General features: G+C 64.9%; 19 protein-coding genes. 11 read left to right on the top strand and 8 right to left on the bottom strand.

Going from position 1 to position 16800, the window contains the following annotated elements; genetic code table 11:
- Position 1: 1 nt before the first annotated feature.
- Entirely contained in the window at positions 2-145 is a 144-nt protein-coding gene (locus tag J0X27_RS12805; RefSeq protein WP_207269567.1) for a hypothetical protein, read from the bottom strand.
- 4 nt (positions 146-149) lie between these two features.
- The gene (locus tag J0X27_RS12800) at positions 150-542 is read right to left on the bottom strand and encodes a DUF8023 family protein (protein WP_207269566.1); all 393 of its coding nucleotides are present in this window, start codon (positions 540-542) and stop codon (positions 150-152) included.
- Positions 543-648: 106 nt separating this feature from the next.
- Here J0X27_RS12800 and J0X27_RS12795 point away from each other — a divergent pair, with 106 nt between their 5' ends.
- Both J0X27_RS12795 and J0X27_RS12790 read left to right on the top strand, forming a co-directional pair.
- Positions 649-834: a DUF8053 family protein gene (locus J0X27_RS12795; RefSeq protein ID WP_207269565.1), complete on the top strand. Its 186-nt coding sequence runs from the start codon at positions 649-651 to the stop codon at positions 832-834.
- Between the two features lie 245 nt (positions 835-1079).
- The gene (locus tag J0X27_RS12790) at positions 1080-1340 is read left to right on the top strand and encodes a DUF7386 family protein (RefSeq protein WP_207269564.1); all 261 of its coding nucleotides are present in this window, start codon (positions 1080-1082) and stop codon (positions 1338-1340) included.
- A 4-nt stretch (positions 1341-1344) separates the two neighbouring features.
- Here the strand turns inward: J0X27_RS12790 and J0X27_RS12785 are convergent, their stop codons facing one another.
- Both J0X27_RS12785 and J0X27_RS18240 read right to left on the bottom strand, forming a co-directional pair.
- Positions 1345-2016, bottom strand: coding sequence for a hypothetical protein (locus tag J0X27_RS12785; protein WP_207269563.1), 672 nt, complete (start codon positions 2014-2016; stop codon positions 1345-1347).
- A gap of 56 nt (positions 2017-2072) precedes the next feature.
- Positions 2073-2333, bottom strand: a complete 261-nt coding sequence (locus J0X27_RS18240) for a winged helix-turn-helix domain-containing protein (RefSeq protein ID WP_207269562.1) — start codon at positions 2331-2333, stop codon at positions 2073-2075.
- Between the two features lie 644 nt (positions 2334-2977).
- Here J0X27_RS18240 and J0X27_RS12775 point away from each other — a divergent pair.
- From J0X27_RS12775 to J0X27_RS12745, 7 genes are all read left to right on the top strand, one after another.
- Entirely contained in the window at positions 2978-3313 is a 336-nt protein-coding gene (locus J0X27_RS12775; protein ID WP_207269561.1) for a hypothetical protein, read from the top strand.
- Positions 3306-4346, top strand: coding sequence for a tyrosine-type recombinase/integrase (locus tag J0X27_RS12770; protein ID WP_207269560.1), 1041 nt, complete (start codon positions 3306-3308; stop codon positions 4344-4346). The genes J0X27_RS12775 and J0X27_RS12770 overlap by 8 nt, the downstream gene beginning before the upstream one ends.
- Positions 4347-4812: 466 nt before the next feature.
- Positions 4813-5574 (top strand): ABC transporter ATP-binding protein, encoded by a 762-nt coding sequence (locus J0X27_RS12765; RefSeq protein WP_207269559.1) that lies wholly within the window; start codon positions 4813-4815, stop codon positions 5572-5574.
- Entirely contained in the window at positions 5564-6844 is a 1281-nt protein-coding gene (locus J0X27_RS12760) for an ABC transporter permease (RefSeq protein ID WP_207269558.1), read from the top strand. The genes J0X27_RS12765 and J0X27_RS12760 overlap by 11 nt, the downstream gene beginning before the upstream one ends.
- Before the next feature lie 2 nt (positions 6845-6846).
- Entirely contained in the window at positions 6847-8073 is a 1227-nt protein-coding gene (locus J0X27_RS12755; protein WP_207269557.1) for an ABC transporter permease, read from the top strand.
- A gap of 86 nt (positions 8074-8159) precedes the next feature.
- The gene (locus J0X27_RS12750) at positions 8160-8777 is read left to right on the top strand and encodes a hypothetical protein (RefSeq protein ID WP_207269556.1); all 618 of its coding nucleotides are present in this window, start codon (positions 8160-8162) and stop codon (positions 8775-8777) included.
- Between the two features lie 99 nt (positions 8778-8876).
- Positions 8877-11717 carry a DEAD/DEAH box helicase gene (locus J0X27_RS12745; RefSeq protein ID WP_207269555.1) on the top strand — a complete coding sequence of 947 codons (2841 nt, stop codon included), beginning with the start codon at positions 8877-8879 and terminating at the stop codon, positions 11715-11717.
- A gap of 132 nt (positions 11718-11849) precedes the next feature.
- On the opposite strand, the gene J0X27_RS12740 is transcribed toward J0X27_RS12745, so the two are convergent.
- A complete protein-coding gene (locus J0X27_RS12740; RefSeq protein WP_207269554.1) occupies positions 11850-12014 on the bottom strand; it encodes a hypothetical protein in 165 nt (54 codons plus the stop codon).
- Between the two features lie 129 nt (positions 12015-12143).
- Between J0X27_RS12740 and J0X27_RS12735 the strand changes: the two genes are divergently transcribed.
- Positions 12144-12818 carry a protein sorting system archaetidylserine decarboxylase gene (locus J0X27_RS12735; protein ID WP_207269553.1) on the top strand — a complete coding sequence of 225 codons (675 nt, stop codon included), beginning with the start codon at positions 12144-12146 and terminating at the stop codon, positions 12816-12818.
- A 284-nt stretch (positions 12819-13102) separates the two neighbouring features.
- Positions 13103-13378, top strand: coding sequence for a DUF8028 family protein (locus tag J0X27_RS12730; RefSeq protein ID WP_207269552.1), 276 nt, complete (start codon positions 13103-13105; stop codon positions 13376-13378).
- A gap of 94 nt (positions 13379-13472) precedes the next feature.
- Here the strand turns inward: J0X27_RS12730 and J0X27_RS12725 are convergent, their stop codons facing one another.
- The 3 genes from J0X27_RS12725 to J0X27_RS12715 form a co-directional block, all read right to left on the bottom strand.
- Positions 13473-14399 (bottom strand): DMT family transporter, encoded by a 927-nt coding sequence (locus tag J0X27_RS12725; protein ID WP_207269551.1) that lies wholly within the window; start codon positions 14397-14399, stop codon positions 13473-13475.
- Between the two features lie 97 nt (positions 14400-14496).
- A complete protein-coding gene (locus J0X27_RS12720) occupies positions 14497-14847 on the bottom strand; it encodes a winged helix-turn-helix transcriptional regulator (RefSeq protein ID WP_207269550.1) in 351 nt (116 codons plus the stop codon).
- Positions 14848-15180: 333 nt separating this feature from the next.
- Positions 15181-16545, bottom strand: coding sequence for an adenylosuccinate synthase (locus J0X27_RS12715; protein WP_207269549.1), 1365 nt, complete (start codon positions 16543-16545; stop codon positions 15181-15183).
- Positions 16546-16800 lie beyond the last annotated feature (255 nt).

The raw sequence follows: 16800 nt of genomic DNA, 5'->3' as shown, positions 1-16800 counted from the left end.
CTTAGAGTCCCCCCGTCGCGACCAGGAGCGCGACCATCGCCAGCTCGTAGATCGCGATCGCGACGATCGCCGCGCCCGCGATGGTCAGGGTTGCCGACGCGATGCGATTCACGATCGAGGTGCCGATTTTGATTAATTCCGTCATAGAATCACTCCGTGTAGGAGATCCAGCCGGCTGCGAACGTGACCAGGACCGTGCCGCCGATCAGGAACCAGTCGTTGCTCGAGAGCAACTGATTGAACGCGGGGACGAACTCGAAGACGACTGGGAATAGGAGCGTCCCGACGATCGACCATTTCTCCATGTCCGAGTAGTTCGAGCCGTCGAACTCGTTGGTCCAGAGGATCCACAGGACGGATGTGGTCGCCCCGATCAGGGGAACCGAGAAGTTCACACCCCCGGCGCTGTAGAATGCCGAGTTGAAGTTGTAGCCTCCCAGGACCTCGAGGTTCCACGACCAGACCCCGAAGACCATCGATGCAAATGTGGGGTAGACCCACAGCGCCGCGTAGTCGATCTTGTCGATAACGTCTCTTGCCATGTGTACAACGCCCGAGCGTGCGCTTGCCCCGTCCGAAATACTCCGGAAAACCTCGGGAAACCGGATGGTCACCAACCTTTATGAGATGGGGGGTTGCCCGCCGAATATGGCGTTGAACAAACTCCGTCAGCTGGATCAAGACTCAGTCGGCATCACGCTCCCGAAAGACGACATCCGCGTCGAGGGACTTCTCGACGACCAGGGCCGACTCGAGGGAGAGCACCATATTCACATCCGTCACGTCGACGACGGTGAATGGACCCTCGAGCTCGTCGAGGGGATCGATGCGTGAGCGAGACCGCCGCAACCGGGTCTTCGAATCGGACTCCCTGGGGTTGCTCGCGAATGTATACGACGACCTCGATGTATGCACCTATCCGTGGGCGATGGGCTCGGGAGGTGCATAGAATCGGGGCCAATCCGGATGGCTCCCGCCGTGATCACGCCGGGGCCATGACCCTCGTTCATAAAGCATCACCCAGTCTCTCACTCGCGAGCGACGCGAATCGATCCCCCGTGCATACCCTCGCTTAAACCATGACCAAGCGAACCAGTCTGAAACTCACTGACGAACGGCAGCGGAAACTCGACCGTGCGAGCGCGATCGTCGCCGAAGACGAGTACGATGACCCTCCGATGTCCGTCGTGATCGACGCCGCACTTACTCACCTGATTGAGTCCGAACAGAACATCGACGATGCTCGAGATGAGTACGATCCCGAGACGATCCAGGCGATCGCGAATACGTCGGTAATTGGGCTTCGATATCGGACGAGTCTTGAAAGTCGGTATCGATAATGAATTAATCGATGTTGAGGATTGTTGCTATCGTATCTGCAGTTTGAATATTTATCCGATTCGCTTCACGTTCCAATTCCCTTACAGAATCCGCTCTCTCGTTCGCTCGGTCAAATTCTTCGGCTTGTGCTGCTTCCACTCCTAACTGTGATTCCTGCATAGCATCGCGCCATAGAAGAGCATATTCTGCCGCTTTTTCGCATTCTTCCCGTGCATTACTATGCTCAATTTCATACGTTAAATCAATTGCATCAGTGAAATGGTCCCGAGCCGATCTGTAACTCTCTTCAGCGGATTCATAATGGGATAACGCTACGGAGAAGTTTTCATTGTTATAGGCACTAACACCAGAATTCCGATCATCTACCCCGGAATTCAAGTCACGGATCCCATCATCGTATATATCTGCAATTTCTTGTCTTGTTTGCCTGTCCTCTATACCACTATTTTCTGCTTGTCCGTCCTCGTTGGTTTCGCCGTTATTGTTCGAGTTTGTATCAGAATCACTGTTGTCGTTATCAGACGAGGAAGTAGAGGGGGCACTCGGACTGTTAGGTTCAGTATTCTGGTTATTACTGTTTTCTGGATCGTCCTTACTGAGACTGTCAAGACATCCTGCAATCGAGGAGATTGATAAAACAACCGTGCCGCTAAGGACTTCCCGTCTTCGATTCATACACTCTTCTTAGAGTAGCTATACTTCTAATTGGTGGACATTATCGGGATTGAGAATTAGATTTCGGAATTTTGTCCAAGATCTTCTAAACTGAGTTTTCCCTCGAGATACGCACGACCCTGATCAGACAAATTGTAGAAAGGATGTGATCCTTCCTGTTCATCAACTTCCACGAGTCCGTTATCGACAAGAACACTAAGTCTGCTACTGGTATATCCACGGCTTAGTCCCGTGTTGCGGGCGATATTTCCCGGTGTTAACTCGAGAGGTTTTGGTGGACCCAGCAGCTGAAGGATTGCTTGATCTGCTGCTTTCATCCAGTCCACCCGCCGATACATTCGATTTTACAATCGGCCATACCCTGTATCACCTGTTCGGTCGAATATAAAATATCCCGTATTCGTAATCTGTGAATGACGACTACGTCAGATAGAATTAAGTCCCCTCCGAGTCTGGGTCGGAGCAACGGAGGCCAGACGGACCCGCCGCTGCCCGGTCGGGTCCTCGAGAGAAACGCGGACCCGGTGTTAGGGCACCGGCCCGCCTGGCTTCCGTAATCAGGCTACGGAAGCATGCAATCGCACGACGCTACGGGGGATAAAGCCCCCGATAGACCGCATCGATCGGCCCGCGGCCCACAGCCCACTGCCGATCCGAGTACCGATTTCGGAACTGGTATCGGAAAGCCGCCGATCCCCAACTCGAGAGTCACGAGAGCCAATCAATCACGATATTTGACTCTTTTCGGAAGTATCGGAAACTACGCGCTGACGACTAAGACAGTCGGAGAGAGACAGTACAACCAACCGACGGACAGCACCCGCACGCGCCCCAGCTCCTACACAGTGGCGCGCACGGTGAGTCCGCGGTCCCAAATCAGTGAGACCATGACCAAACTGGCACGCTACCACGGTAAGAGTACCGGATACTGTAACTACGCTAACCTACTCGAGGTGAGTCGATGAGCGACGAGTTCCTCGCTCTCGAGGCGCAACGCGAGATCCTCGAGCGCCAGGCCAACGCGATGGAACGACAGACCGAGGCCCTCGAGGCGATCGCGACCGAAATGCGATATCAGAACGCGGTTCTCGTCGAGACGGTCGCTTGTCTCGACGACCTGTCGGCACGCGTCGACGACCACCACTGTCCGGACGGCCCACCGCATGATCGGTCCGGGCCCGCGCTCCAGACGTGGATTCAGGATCGGCTGTTCGAACGCGACCAGCTCGAGGACGATCACCCGCGATTCCGTTGGGGCAGTCCGGAGAACTGGTCCGGTGGTGATCGAGATGAGTGACAATCTCGAGCCGATCTCCCCACAAGAGGCGGTCGACCTGTACCTCGAGGCACGCGACGACGCCGCAGAGAACACGATGGAAGCGCAGGACTACCGTCTGCGGGCGTTCGTCATGTGGTGCGACGAGGAGGGCATCACGAACCTGAACGAGCTGTCCGGACGGGACATGTACGCCTATCGAGTCTGGCGTCGCGAAGGCGGCTACTCGGATGAAGAACTCAAGGACATCACCCTCCGCGGGGACATGGCGACGATGCGCGCGTTTCTCCGCTTTTGTGGGGAGATCGACGCCGTTCGCGAGGACCTCTACGATCAGGTTCCGCTCCCGCGAACCGACGGGAACGACGTGAGCGAGTCGACGCTCGACCCGGACCACGCCATCGAGATCGTCGACTGGTTGGAACGCTACGAGTACGCCAGCCGCCGACACGTTATCGTCCACATCCTCTGGCACACCGGCTGCCGTGTCGGCGAGTTGCGTGCGCTCGACCTCGGTGATCTCGACCTGGAGGGCGATCGACCTCGAGCGGACGGCCCGGCCATCCACTTCGTCCACCGACCGGAAACCGACACGCCGCTGAAGAACAAGAAAGACGGCGAGCGCTGGAACGGGATCAGTTCTCACGTCGCCCAGATTCTACAGGATTATATCGACGGTCCCCGCGAGGAGATCGTCGACGAACACGGACGCCGACCACTCGTTACGACGCGACATGGGCGTGTATCCGTCTCAGCGTGTCGGGACACGCTCTATCGCGTGACCCGTCCGTGCTGGCGGGGAGAACCGTGCCCGCACGATCGAGATGTCGACGCTTGCGAGGCGACCCACTACTCGAAGATGAGTCAGTGCCCGTCGTCTCGGTCACCCCACGATGTCCGGAGTGGGCGAGTGACCGCCCACCGACTCGCCGATGAGGATCGGGCTCTCGTCTCCGAGCGGTTGAACGCGAGCGAGGAGATTCTCGATAAGCACTACGACAGGCGCAACGAGCGACAGAAAGCGGAGCAGCGACGGAGGTACTTCGATCTATGAACGGTAATCACCAAGACGGCCAGTGGAAAATATCGGCGATAGAGGGCCCCAATACGGGGAGGGCGGACTTCTCTTCAAGCCGATTCGTAGTCGACTGTAGATCGACTCGTCCCCCGTCCTCGTGAGCGGAGCGAACCGGGGCTCGGAAGACGCAGCGCCGAACGAAGCGGGGCGACCGTCTGAGACCTGTTCGAATCGAGAAGGGTGGCGGTAAACGTTCCCGAACGTCGACGTGTACGGACCCGTTTCAGTAGGCGACGGGGGCACAACATACACCTACTCTGTCAGACGACGCGCGAGCAGCCGACCGCCGGCCGACGAGACGGACAGCCGCCGTGAGGAGTCTCTCGGCACGGACCCGCCGGCCACACGACCCCATACAAAACGTGTAGCAGTCGTCTGACAGGGGTAAAGGGGTCGAAACAATGAGTCGGTGGACCGTCCGCTGGCAGTGAGACCGCTGTGGATGTTTACCCACTCAGTTCCGGATTCGCGATCGTCGGCGACGGATCGAACGGACGAACGCGAATCGTCGACCGCCGTTCGACTCGAGGGCGTTACCCACCGGTACGGAGCCACCGGCGGGCGGTTCCGCTCGAGCGCCGATCGGACGGTGACTGCGCTTCGCGACGTTTCCCTGGAGGTATCGACGGGAACGATCGTCGGACTCGAGGGGCCAAGCGGGAGCGGGAAGTCGACGGTGCTGCATGCCGTTTCCGGGTTGCTGGTGCCGTCGGACGGGAGCGTCGAACTCCTGGGAACCGATCTCGCCGGGCTGTCGGACGCGGAGCGAACGCGGCTGCGGCGACGCCACATCGGGATCGTGTTCCAGCGGTTCCATCTCCTCCCGTCGCTGTCCGCCCGCGCGAACGTCGCGTTACCGCTCGTCCAGTCGGGGCTCCCGCGCCGGGACCGGCGCAAGCGCGCGACGGCGCTGCTCGAGGCCGTCGGTCTCGGTGACCGCACGACCCACCTGCCCGGCGAACTCAGCGGCGGCGAGCGACAGCGCGTCGCGATCGCACGGGCGCTGTCGACGGACCCGGACGTGATCGTCGCCGACGAGCCGACCGGCGAACTCGACACGGCGACCGGCGCGGACGTCCTCGAGTTGTTGACCGACGTCGGACGGGACCGGGCGGTGCTAGTGGCCTCGCACGACCAGGCGACGCTCGAGGTCGCGGATCGGGTCGTCACACTGTGCGATGGACGGGTGGACGATGTCCGATGAGCGCGACGGGCGCGGACGGGCGGCCGGTCCGCGACGAACACGATGGTTCGGGATCGTCGGGGTGACGCTACGCAGGTGGTGGCAGCGGGCGACGGGAACGACGGTCGGCAGAATCGCATCGACGATCGCCGCCGTCGCGTTGACGATCGCGTTGCTGGTAGTCGTCACTGGGATCGCGCTGGCGCTTGCCGACGGCGGCGTGGCGAGCACGGACGACGCCGATGTCCGCGTGACGCCCGAAGCGAGCGGGACGCTGTCGTCCGTCGACGGGGTCGAGGGGCCACGGCTCGGGGCGACCAACGAACGGGCCGAAACGATCCGTTCGGCGGGCGGCGTCGAGCACGCGTCACCGGTCTTGCTCGAGACGGTCCGATTCGAGTCGTCGGACGGCGATCCACGACCGGTCCGTCTCGTCGGCGTCGTTCCCGACGACGAGCCACGGACCGTCGCGGGGCTGTCGACGGCCGCCCTCGAGCCGGGTGATCCCCACTACGCCAACGGCTCGTACGACGGGCGACTGACGAGGGAGATCGTCCTCTCGCCCACTGCAGCGGACCAGCTCGACGCGTCCGTGGGCGACGAACTCACCGTCTCGATGGGGGGACAAGAGCGGACGAGCGCCGCTGCACCCTCGGTGACGGTGACGGCGATCACGGACGAGCGGACCGGGGGAGCTGGTGCACCGATCGCGCTCGTTCACCTGAGCGAGCTCCAGTCGCTCGCCGGGGCCGACGACGGCGAGCTCGCCGATCGACTGGTGGTCTGGGGGAACCCCCAGGCGGCACAGTCGGCTGCGACCGACGCGTACCCGATCGCGGCGGTCGAACCGGTGAGTGGCACCGACCCGTCGGCGCTGTTCCAGGACGGCTTGGCGTTCGCAACGAGCGTGATCGCGTTGCTGGTCGGCGTGACGATCTGTGCGTCCTTCGTCGCGACGACGATGGGGATGACCATCGACGAGGACCGTCGGATGCTCGCCGTCCTCGAGTCGGTCGGCTTCCCCGCCCGGAGCCGGCTCGCCGTCGTCGCGGTGTCGACGGGGATCACGACGCTTGTGGGGGCGATCGTCGGCATCGGGCTCGGGATGGCGGGGATCGTCGGCGTCAATGCCGTCGCCGGCGCGACCGTCGCACCGGGTACGGTCGCCCAGTTTCACCCGGTGTTCGTCCCGTACGCGATCGCCGTCGCGCTCCTGTCGGGGCTGGTCGCCGTTCCGTACCCGCTTGCCGTCGCCGCGCGAACGTCCGTCCTCGAGGAGGTGGGGCGATAGCGATGTGGCGGAGCGCAGTTCGAATCCGTGCGGTGATCGGGCTCGCCGTCGCACAGCTCCGGCGGTCGCCCGGCCGAACCGCACTCTCCGTGCTCGCGGTCGCGCTGGCCGTGCTCTCGGTAACGGTGCTTGCGAGCCTGGGTGTCGGCGTCGTCGAAAAGGGCGAGGAGGGACTCGACAGGGCGAACCGGGACATCTGGATGACGAGCGATCCGGTCGATCCGGCCGCGAGCGGGACCGAAAACCCGATCGTCGGGGCCCACGGGATAGCGGCGGAGATGACCGCACGCGAGGACGTTCAGACTGCATCCCCGATCGCGATGTACGACGTCTATCTCGGAACGAATACGACTGCGCCCCAGCGCAGGCCCGCGGTCGGCGTTCAGCGGACCCACCACGAGTTCGACTTTCAGGCGGGTGGCGGGTTCGAAGTCGACGAGGAGACCGCTGCCAGTCCACCGCCAGCGGAGCCGTCGGTCGAGGAGATCGTGATCGACCCGCGAGTCGCGGACGATCTGAACGTCTCGGTCGGCGACACGCTCTACGTCGGGACGAGCAGGCAGACCGCACGGGCAAACGAGTTTACCGTCGTCGGCATCTCCGGCTACTACTCGCAGTATCTCGGCTCGCCGGCAGTGACGGTGCCGCTCGGGGACTTACAGGCAGTCGCGGGGACGTCGGGCACCGACCGAGCGACGTTTATCATCGCCAACGTGGCGGACGGTGCCGACCGGAACGCCGTCGCGGACGATTTGAGCGCGGAGTACCCCGAATACGACGTTCGGACCAGTGACGATCAGGTCGAGTCGATGATCGAGGAACGCACGATCGTCCTCGCGAGCGGTGTGACGCTGGTCGGCCTCGCCATCGTCGGCGGTGTCGTCCTGACGGCGAACCTGTTCGCGCTCGTGGCCCACCAGCAGCGCCAACAGCTCGCAGCGCTCCGTGCGATCGGCCTCTCCCGAGGGGTGCTCGCCGGAACGATCGGGGCACAGGGGCTCCTGATCGGTCTCGTCGGCGGCCTCGTCGGCCTCGCGGCGACGCCGTTGGCCGTGACCGGCCTGAACCGTTTCTCGGCATCCATGCTGGGATTCGAGCGGCTCCTTCGGACGACGAGCGGGATCTACGCCGGCGGCATCGCGCTCGCACTCGTCGTCGGGACGGTCGTCGCGCTCGTTTCGGGGTGGCGCGCCGGCCGGTACGCCCGTATCGAACACCTCGAGGCCTGACCGCGAGTGCGTCGGATCCGGGCCGACGACCGGTGCCGGCTTTCGCACCCCGAACCCACTTGCCGGCCGGCCCCGTAGTGGTCACGATGGGACTTCGAACATCCTTCAGTGACCGGTCGACCGCCGCGTCCGGGTCGGAATCGACGGCTGCCCGCTCGCGCTGGCGGCGTCTCGTCGGCCACCTCCTGACCGCGGTCGGGCTGGTCGCGTTCACCTACGCCGTCTTGCGAGTACTGGGGCCCCGAGACGACGTGCCCGTCCAGTCCGTCGACGAAGTACGGGCCGAGATGGACGACGTCGTCCCCGAGGAACTCCAGCGTCTGGCCGACGACGCCCCGGACGATCGGTCGAGTTCGATCGATACGATTCGGAATCGAGTGGGATCGTCCGTCCCCGACGAAATCTCGGAGATCGCCATCGACGACCCCGGAAGCGATGCGTCCGAGACCGACCCGGACGCGGCGTCGGCTCCCGACGCGAACGAGAGCGAGGGCGATAGCGACGCACTCGGCGAGGCGGAGACCAGCGCCGAGTATACCGCCGGCGACCGATCCGACGAGGAGATCGCCGAACGAGCAGCGTCGAACGTGCAGGCGGAGCCGGCGGAGCCGGGTGAAATGACGGTCGCGGACGACATCGCGGACGAACTCCTCGACACCGGACCGGATGCCGACGCCGAAAGCGAGGACGACGCCGAGGAATGACTCCGCCGCCGACCGCGACGGCGTGACTCTGGCTCGAGCGACCGCCTCGGGCCACCGGAAACGTGGGCCTTATCCGCCGGTCGCCCCTAGCGCGTTCCGATGACTGAGGGGGACGTCGCGGCGTTTACGCATCTCGGAGCGACGGTTCGCGGTGCGCTCTCCGAACGCGGGTTCTCGCAGCCGACGGCTCCACAGCGACTGGCGATTCCGCCGCTGTCGGCCGGCGAGAACACGCTCGTGATCGCGCCCACCGGGAGCGGCAAGACCGAGACGGCGATGTTGCCCGTCTTCGACCACCTCGTCGCCGAGGAGGGGCCACCCGAGGGGTTCGGCGCGCTCTACATCACCCCGCTGCGGGCCCTGAACCGCGACATGCGCGAGCGCCTCGAGTGGTGGGGCGAGTACCTGGATCTCGAGGTCGACGTCCGCCACGGCGACACCACGGACTACCAGCGGAGCAAGCAAGCCGAGGACCCGCCGGACGTGCTGATCACGACGCCCGAGACCGTCCAGGCGATGCTCACCGGCGAGCGGCTGCGCGAGGCGCTACAGGACGTCTCCCACGTCGTGATCGACGAAGTCCACGAACTCGCCGCGTCCAAGCGCGGTGCGCAACTGGCGATCGGCCTCGAGCGACTCCACGACCTCGCCGGGCGGTTCCAGCGGATCGGCCTCTCGGCGACGGTCGGCGATCCGGGAGCGGTCGGGCAGTTCCTCACGGGCGGTCGCCCCTGCGAGATCAGGGAGATCGACGTCGGGAGCAACGTCGACGTGACGGTCCGCGAACCGGAGATCACCGAGGCTGACGAGCGATTGGCCGGCGAGCTCATGACCGAAGCCGACACGGCCAGCCACGTCCGACTGATCCGGGACCTGGTCGCGGACCACGAGTCGACGCTGATCTTCGTGAATACGCGCCAGACGGCGGAGGCGCTGGGGTCGCGATTCAAGGAGCTCGACTTACCGATCGGGGTCCACCACGGCTCGCTCTCGAAGGAGGCCCGAATCGACGTCGAGGATCGGTTCAAGGCCGGCGAACTCGACGGGTTGCTGTGTACGTCCTCGATGGAGCTCGGGATCGACGTCGGACAGGTCGATCACGTGATCCAGTACAAGAGCCCGCGGCAGGTCACTCGACTCCTCCAGCGGATCGGCCGCGCGGGGCATCGCCAGGACGAGGTCTCGAGGGGCACGATCGTCACGACGCGGCCCGACGATACGTTCGAGGCGCTGTCGATCGCTCGTCGGGCTCGCGACGGCGAGGTCGAGCCGGCGGCGATCCACGAGGGGAGCCTGGACGTCGTCGCGAATCAGTTGCCGGCGATCGTCCAGAGCCGCGGGGACACGTACGTCGACGAGGCAGTCGAGACCGTCACGCGGTCGTATCCGTTCCGGAACGTGCCCGAGACGACGATCCGCGAGATCGTGGAGGAACTGGACCGTAACCGGGTCCTCTGGTTCGACGAGGGCGAGGACCGCATCGAGACCACCGGCGGCACCTGGCAGTACGTCTACGCGAACCTCTCGATGATCCCCGACGAGGAGACCTACGAGGTCCACGACATCGCCTCGGGGGGCCAGATCGGGACCCTGGACGAACGCTTCGTCGTCAACTTCGCCCAGCCCGGCGAAGTGTTCATCCAACGGGGCGAGATGTGGCGGATCGCGGAGATCGACGACGAGGAGGCGCGGGTCAAGGTCAGCCCGATCGAGGACCCCGCCGGCGAGGTGCCCTCCTGGATCGGCCAGGAGATCCCCGTCCCCGCCGCGGTCGCGGGCGAGGTCGGCGAGATCCGGGCCGTCGCGGAACCGCAACTCGGAGCCGGGGCCGACGCCGCTGCGGTCGGTCGCGAACTCGCAGGCCGCTATCCGGCCGACGAGTACACGCTAACCGAGGCCTGCGAGCAACTCGAGGCCCAGGTCGACGCCGACGCACCGATGCCGACGGCGGATCGACTGGTGCTCGAGCGACAGGGGCGGACGATCGTGCTCAACGCACCCTTCGGCCACATGGCCAACGAGACGCTCGGCCGGGTCCTCTCGGCACTGCTGGGCCAGCAGGCGGGCTCCTCGGTCGGCCTCGAGACCGATCCCTACCGGATCGAACTCGAAGTGCCGACTTCGATCGCGACCAGCGACGTGATCGAGGTACTCGAGGAGACCGATCCCGACCACGTCGAGGCGATCGTCGAACTCGGACTCAAGCGCTCGGACGCGCTCGCCTTCCGGCTCGCACAGGTCTCCGCGAAGTTCGGCGCGCTCAAACGCTGGCAGAACCAGGGATCGGGCCGGCTCTCGAACGATCGCTTGCTGTCGGCACTCGAGGACACGCCGATGTACGAGGAGGCGATCCGGGAGGTGTTCCACGAGGATCTCGATATCGACCGCGCGAGTTCGGTGCTCGCGGGGATCCAGTCGGGCGCGCTCGAGTTGGTGACCCATCGCGGGCGGACGCCGGTCGGACAGGGCGGTCGATCCTCGGGGGGCAAGGAACTGCTCGCGCCCGAGAACGCCGACGCGAGCGTCATCGAGACGGTCCGGGAGCGGATCCAGAACGATCGGGTCATCCTGCTCTGTACCCACTGCACGGAGTGGAACGTGAAGACGAAGGTCAAACGGGTCCGCGACCAGCCGGAGTGTCCCGAGTGCGGGTCGACCCGGATCGCGTCGCTGAACCCGTGGGCCGACGAGGTCGTCCAGGCCGTCAGGGCTCAGGAGAAAGACGACGAGCAACGAGAGATGACGGAGCGAGCGTTCCGGGCCGCGAGCCTCGTCCAGAGCCACGGCAAACAGGCCGTGATCGCGATGGCTGCCCGCGGCGTTGGGCCGCACAACGCCGCACAGATCATCAACAAACTCCGCGAGGACGACGCCGAATTCTATCGCGACATCCTCGCGAAAGAGCGGGAGTACGCCCGTACGCAGGCGTTCTGGGACTGAGACGGTCTGTTGTCACTGGGTCCTGGCACACCCCCGAGCAGGTCGCGGCTGGACTGCTCGCGAACGCGATCGAGGACAGCAGCGACGAGCTCCCGCAGGTAGTGCCGAAGGAACGGGACGGAGTGGACGCGGTCAGCGACCGGCGGACACGTCGAGAGCCGCCGGGAGGACGACCTCGAGGTCCCCGGCGGATTCGAGTTCGTGGAGGTGCTCGACCGTCGCCTCGAGCGTCGACTGGGAGTCCGCGTCGAGTTCGCCGAACGCAAGCGACGTGATCCCACCCCACTCGGCGGTCAACTCGAGGACCGAACGCGCGTGCTCGAGGTCGGTATCGTCACCGTACGGAATCGAGAGGCAGGTCCCGCCGCACCGTCGTCGCTCGACCGATCCGTAACGGCCATACGATCCGGCCCCGTCACCCCCACTATGAACGTCGCGCCGGGGGCCTGGAAGTACGCCATCGTTCCCCTGCTCGCCGCCCCCTTTGCACTGTTCATCAGCGTTACGGCGAGCCTCGTCGCGCTCGCGGTCGGTGCCGGCACCCTCGCGTTCTTTCGCGACCCCGACCGCACTCCGCCGCCGACCGGCGTCGTCTCGCCGGCCGATGGCACCGTCTCCGTGCTTCGCGAGGAGGGCGACCGGGTTCGACTGGGTGTCTTCATGAACGTCTGGCACGTCCACGTCGTCCGCGCCCCCGTCGCGAGCCGCGTTACCGACGTCGAACACGTTTCCGGCGCGAACCGACCCGCCTTCTCGAAGGACTCCGACCGGAACGAACGCGTCCACGTCCGCCTCGAGACCGACTCCCCGAACCTGCCGTCGGACGGGGACGACGCGGCAGCGACGAGCGCCGAGGTAACGCTGATCGCTGGCGCGTTCGCCCGCCGCATTCATCCCTACGTCGAACCCGACGACGATCTCGAGCGCGGCGACCGGATCGGCCACATCGCCTTTGGCAGCCGCGTCGACCTGCTCTTTCCGCCGACCGTCGACATCGAGGACGTCGCCGTCGATACCGGCGACTCGATGACCGCCGGCGAAACAGTGGTCCTCGAGTCCGCAGCCGGTGGGCTGGCCGGCGAGTTCGAACGTCGAAACTGAGTCGGACTCCGAATCCGCCGACCGAACCGGTATCGGGCACCGCTGGCTCGCTATTCGACGACGGCTACCGTGTCCGCGATCGGCTTCTCGTGGGTGCTCGCGTCCAGTCGGCGCTGGATACCCGCTCCGTCGGTGTGGGGATCGAATACTGTCGCGGAGCACGACCCAACAACTGTTTTCCAGCAGTCAATCGGTCGTTCACTCCGACCGATTCGGCTGAATTCCGCTGTAACCGATCGAAACGGTCGAAGCGGTATTTGCGTCCTCGAGACGCACTGTCGGCGATGGCGAGTCCACCCTCCGTTTCCGACCAGGGGTCCGGCGGTTCGACATCGTCCAGCGATCGCCGGGACGACGAGCACGGCGTGCTCGAGCGTGTAACACCACGGTTCGCGGCGTCGATCCGTGCGGCCGGATTCTGGACGGCGATCGCCATGCCGATTCTGTATCTCCCCTTGCTCGCGACGGGACTGTCGTCGTCCCTCGAGGGAGGTGTCTTCCTCGCCTTGCTCACGGGAAACCTCCTCGCGCTATACGTCGGGCACGCGTATCACCGGTAGTGGCGACCGTGGGTCAGACGGTCTCCTGTCCGTCAGTGCCGGTGGGACCGCGGGGCGTCGCGGTCCCACCGGGACATCGGGACGGCAAACCGTCTCACTCGCTCGAGTGACGCGACCGAACCGTCCCGAACTCCTGGCGGATCGCACGCCGCTTGACGAGGAGAAAGCCGGCCGCGATGAGCACGAACCCGGCCAGCGTCGTGGTGTCGACGACCTCCTCGAGGTAGAGCCAGCCGACCACCGCGGTGACGATCGGGGCGACGTACGAGACCATGTTGATTTCGACGGCACCCAATCGCTCGAGCAGGTCGAAGTAGATGAGAAAGGCGACCGCACTCGCGCCGATCGACAGGTAGGCGAGCGCACCGATCGCCACGGGGTGGGCCCACGCCGCCGGGGCGACGGGTTCCCCGATCGCGATACTCACGAGGTGCAACAGGAGTGCGCCGCCGAGCATCGACCACGCCTCCATCGTCTCGATCGGGAGCGAGGCGTCGAGCCGGCGCGTGAGAACGCTACCCAGCGCGAACGCGGCCGCCGCACAGAAGACGAGTCCCTTCGCGACGGCGTCGGTCGCCAACAGGTTCGACGGATCGGGCTGGACGATGACGGCGACGCCGACGAGACCAGCGAGGACGCCGACGACGCCGACTGATGAGGGCGCATCGGAGGGAACGAGTAGCCGGGCGAACCCGGTGCTCAAGACCGGCGAGAGGCTCACCAGAATCGCGGCTGCGGCCGCCGTCGTGTGCTGTTGGCCGACGAACAGGAACGCGTGGTAGGCCGCGATTAAGAGGACCGCACCGACGAGGACCTGTGTCCACTCGGTCCGGCCGCGGGGCCGCCAGTCGTCGACGGTCCCGACCGCGTAGCCGAGCATCAGTAGTCCGGCGATGTCGTAGCGCAGCGCTGCGAACAGGACCGGCGGGATATACGAGAGTCCCGCACTGATCGCGACGAACGCCGACCCCCACAGCGTTGCGAGCGTCAGGAACAGGACGAAGTTTCGATACCGGCTCACGATCGATTTCTCGGCGACGAGGTCCTATGCGTTTCGATCCGAAACGCACCACCCGGTCAACCGGTCGATCAGCGGGCGATCCGGTGTCGAGACTCGATCAGTCCTCGAGTGCGCCGTCCTCGAGCCAGGAACCCGCCCAGCATTCGATTTCGTCGAAGACCCGATCCAGCGATTCGCCCTTGTCGGTGAGACTGTAGTAGGTGGCGACGGGAGCGTCTTCCTCGATACGCCGGTCGACGAACCCCATCTCGCCGAGGTCGTCGAGGACCCGTGAGAGGGTTCGAGCGTTCGCGCCCGTCGATCGCTTGAGTTCGTTGAAGCGCTGTTCGCCGTCGAGTAACTCGTGGAGGACCGCCAGCCGCCACTGGGAGCCGATCTGCTCGAGGGAGGCGATGACGGGACAGGCCGTGTCGTGTTGCTCGCGGGGTTTCGTCTGTGGGGATGACATCTACCACGCCGTACGGGACGAACTGATTTAGAGGTTCGGATACGAACCACCTAACATATCGTTAGTAGCTTGCGTTCCGATACCGGAGCGGCGGGGTGGATAGGGACGGCCAGCGGCGAACCGAGAGGAGGCACGGAAACGATTGCCACACTGATCGCACCGCTGTCGTGCGATCAGGTGGACAACGATTTTCAGTGGCTCCGCTATGACTCGAGGGCACGTGCGACCTCGACAGGATAGACCAGTACCGACTGACGATGCGTCTGGGTGCAGTAGCGATACTGGTGCGTTCTACAACCGGTACCGGACGAAGTGACGCCCTCGAGGGGCGGACTATTCGTACGGATTCTCGACGACGACCGTTTCTTCGCGGCCGGGGCCGACGCCGACGGCGTAGATCGGGGCGTCGAGTTCCTCGCTGATGTACTCGAGGTAGGTCCAGGCGTTCTCGGGGATCGCCTCGTGCCCCTCGTCGGCGACCGCGCCCCAGTCGACTTCGGGCCAGCCGTCGAACGATTTGAACGTGGCCTCACAGCGCCCCCACTGTTCGGTCGTCGGCGGCATCGTGAAGATTTCCTCACCGTCGAACTCGTAGCTGTGGCCGACCGAGACCGTGTCGAGACCGGCCAGCACGTCGATGTGGTTGACCGCGAGGCCCGTAAAGCCGTTCGCGCGGGCCGCGTGGCGGAGCATCGGCATGTCGAGCCACCCGACCCGCCGCGGGCGACCGGTGACGGTGCCGTACTCGCCACCCTCGTCGCGGATGTAGGTCGCGAGTTCCTCCTCGTCCTCGCTCGCCCCGTCGTCGGCGTCGTAATCGGGGGTCTGTCCCTCGACGCCGCCGAGTTCGGTCGGGAGCGGACCCGTTCCGACCCGCGAGAGGTAGGCCTTGACGATGCCGATGACCTCGCCGTCGCCGATGACGGTCGGGCCGAGCCCGGTACCGACGGTCGCGCCGCCCGCGGTCGGGTTCGAGGACGTGACGTAGGGGTAGACCCCGTGGTCGATGTCGAGGGAGGTTCCCTGTGCGCCCTCGAGCATGACCTCGTCGCCGGCGTCGATCCGTTCCTGGAGGAAGGTCCCGCAATCGACGGTCATGTCCTCCGCGGCGAGACGCTCGCCGTATTCGCGGTAGGTTTCATAGAGGTGTTCGATGTCGAACTCTTCGCCGGTCTCCTTGTCGAAGACCTCCTCGGCGAGGGCCTTCTTCTGGGGAACGACGTATTCGAGGCGCTCGCGGAGCACGTCGGGATCGAGCAAGTCGCCGATACGGACGCCGCGGCGGCCGGCCTTGTCCTCGTAGGTCGGGCCGATACCTCGCTTGGTCGTCCCGGCGGCCAGATCCTCCTTTTCGTCCTCCTCGATGCCGTCGAGCGCGCGGTGATAGGGGAGAATGACGTGGGCGCGCTCGGCGACGCGAACGTCCGGCTCGAGGCCGCGGTCGCGGAGGGTATCGATCTCGTCGAACAGCGTCTCGGGGTTGACGACACAGCCGTTGCCAAGGACGCCGACCTTGCCGCGGACGGCCCCCGACGGCACGAGCGACAGTTTGTACTTCGTACCGTCGTGAACGACGGTATGTCCAGCGTTGTCGCCGCCCTGATACCGGGCGACGACGTCGGCGGCGTCGCCATAGAGATCGACGACTCCACCCTTGCCTTCGTCGCCGAGTTGCGACCCGACGATAGTGACGGTCATAACAGCGGCGGATTCATGCCGGGTCGATAAACAGATTTCGGTATACGGGTGGCCGTCAAGCGCCGAACGAGCCGACGGCCGAATCACACTCGGACACGGGCGGCGGCGCTGCCTGACTGTCGACCGCCGCGTCCGCGAGCAGTCCAACCGGGCCACTGGCACACGGCCGAGCGCGTAGCTACCAATATATATACGAGTAGATCAAAGACCGGCTGAGGAGTGACGATGGCGATCCGTCCCCGCCCGCGGGCCCGG

The sequence above is a fragment of the Natrinema longum genome, assembly GCF_017352095.1.
GTDB classification, from domain to species: domain Archaea; phylum Halobacteriota; class Halobacteria; order Halobacteriales; family Natrialbaceae; genus Natrinema; species Natrinema longum.
The sequence above is the reverse complement of the archived record's forward strand: the minus strand, read 5'-3'. Positions and strand labels throughout refer to the sequence as shown.

Coding starts and splice junctions, on each gene's coding strand:
- J0X27_RS12805 (WP_207269567.1), bottom strand. CDS start 145: ATGACGGAATTAATCAAAATCGGCACCTCGATCGTGAATCGCATCGCG.
- J0X27_RS12800 (WP_207269566.1), bottom strand. CDS start 542: ATGGCAAGAGACGTTATCGACAAGATCGACTACGCGGCGCTGTGGGTC.
- J0X27_RS12795 (WP_207269565.1), top strand. CDS start 649: ATGGCGTTGAACAAACTCCGTCAGCTGGATCAAGACTCAGTCGGCATC.
- J0X27_RS12790 (WP_207269564.1), top strand. CDS start 1,080: ATGACCAAGCGAACCAGTCTGAAACTCACTGACGAACGGCAGCGGAAA.
- J0X27_RS12785 (WP_207269563.1), bottom strand. CDS start 2,016: ATGAATCGAAGACGGGAAGTCCTTAGCGGCACGGTTGTTTTATCAATC.
- J0X27_RS18240 (WP_207269562.1), bottom strand. CDS start 2,333: ATGAAAGCAGCAGATCAAGCAATCCTTCAGCTGCTGGGTCCACCAAAA.
- J0X27_RS12775 (WP_207269561.1), top strand. CDS start 2,978: ATGAGCGACGAGTTCCTCGCTCTCGAGGCGCAACGCGAGATCCTCGAG.
- J0X27_RS12770 (WP_207269560.1), top strand. CDS start 3,306: ATGAGTGACAATCTCGAGCCGATCTCCCCACAAGAGGCGGTCGACCTG.
- J0X27_RS12765 (WP_207269559.1), top strand. CDS start 4,813: ATGTTTACCCACTCAGTTCCGGATTCGCGATCGTCGGCGACGGATCGA.
- J0X27_RS12760 (WP_207269558.1), top strand. CDS start 5,564: ATGTCCGATGAGCGCGACGGGCGCGGACGGGCGGCCGGTCCGCGACGA.
- J0X27_RS12755 (WP_207269557.1), top strand. CDS start 6,847: ATGTGGCGGAGCGCAGTTCGAATCCGTGCGGTGATCGGGCTCGCCGTC.
- J0X27_RS12750 (WP_207269556.1), top strand. CDS start 8,160: ATGGGACTTCGAACATCCTTCAGTGACCGGTCGACCGCCGCGTCCGGG.
- J0X27_RS12745 (WP_207269555.1), top strand. CDS start 8,877: ATGACTGAGGGGGACGTCGCGGCGTTTACGCATCTCGGAGCGACGGTT.
- J0X27_RS12735 (WP_207269553.1), top strand. CDS start 12,144: ATGAACGTCGCGCCGGGGGCCTGGAAGTACGCCATCGTTCCCCTGCTC.
- J0X27_RS12730 (WP_207269552.1), top strand. CDS start 13,103: ATGGCGAGTCCACCCTCCGTTTCCGACCAGGGGTCCGGCGGTTCGACA.
- J0X27_RS12720 (WP_207269550.1), bottom strand. CDS start 14,847: ATGTCATCCCCACAGACGAAACCCCGCGAGCAACACGACACGGCCTGT.
- J0X27_RS12715 (WP_207269549.1), bottom strand. CDS start 16,545: ATGACCGTCACTATCGTCGGGTCGCAACTCGGCGACGAAGGCAAGGGT.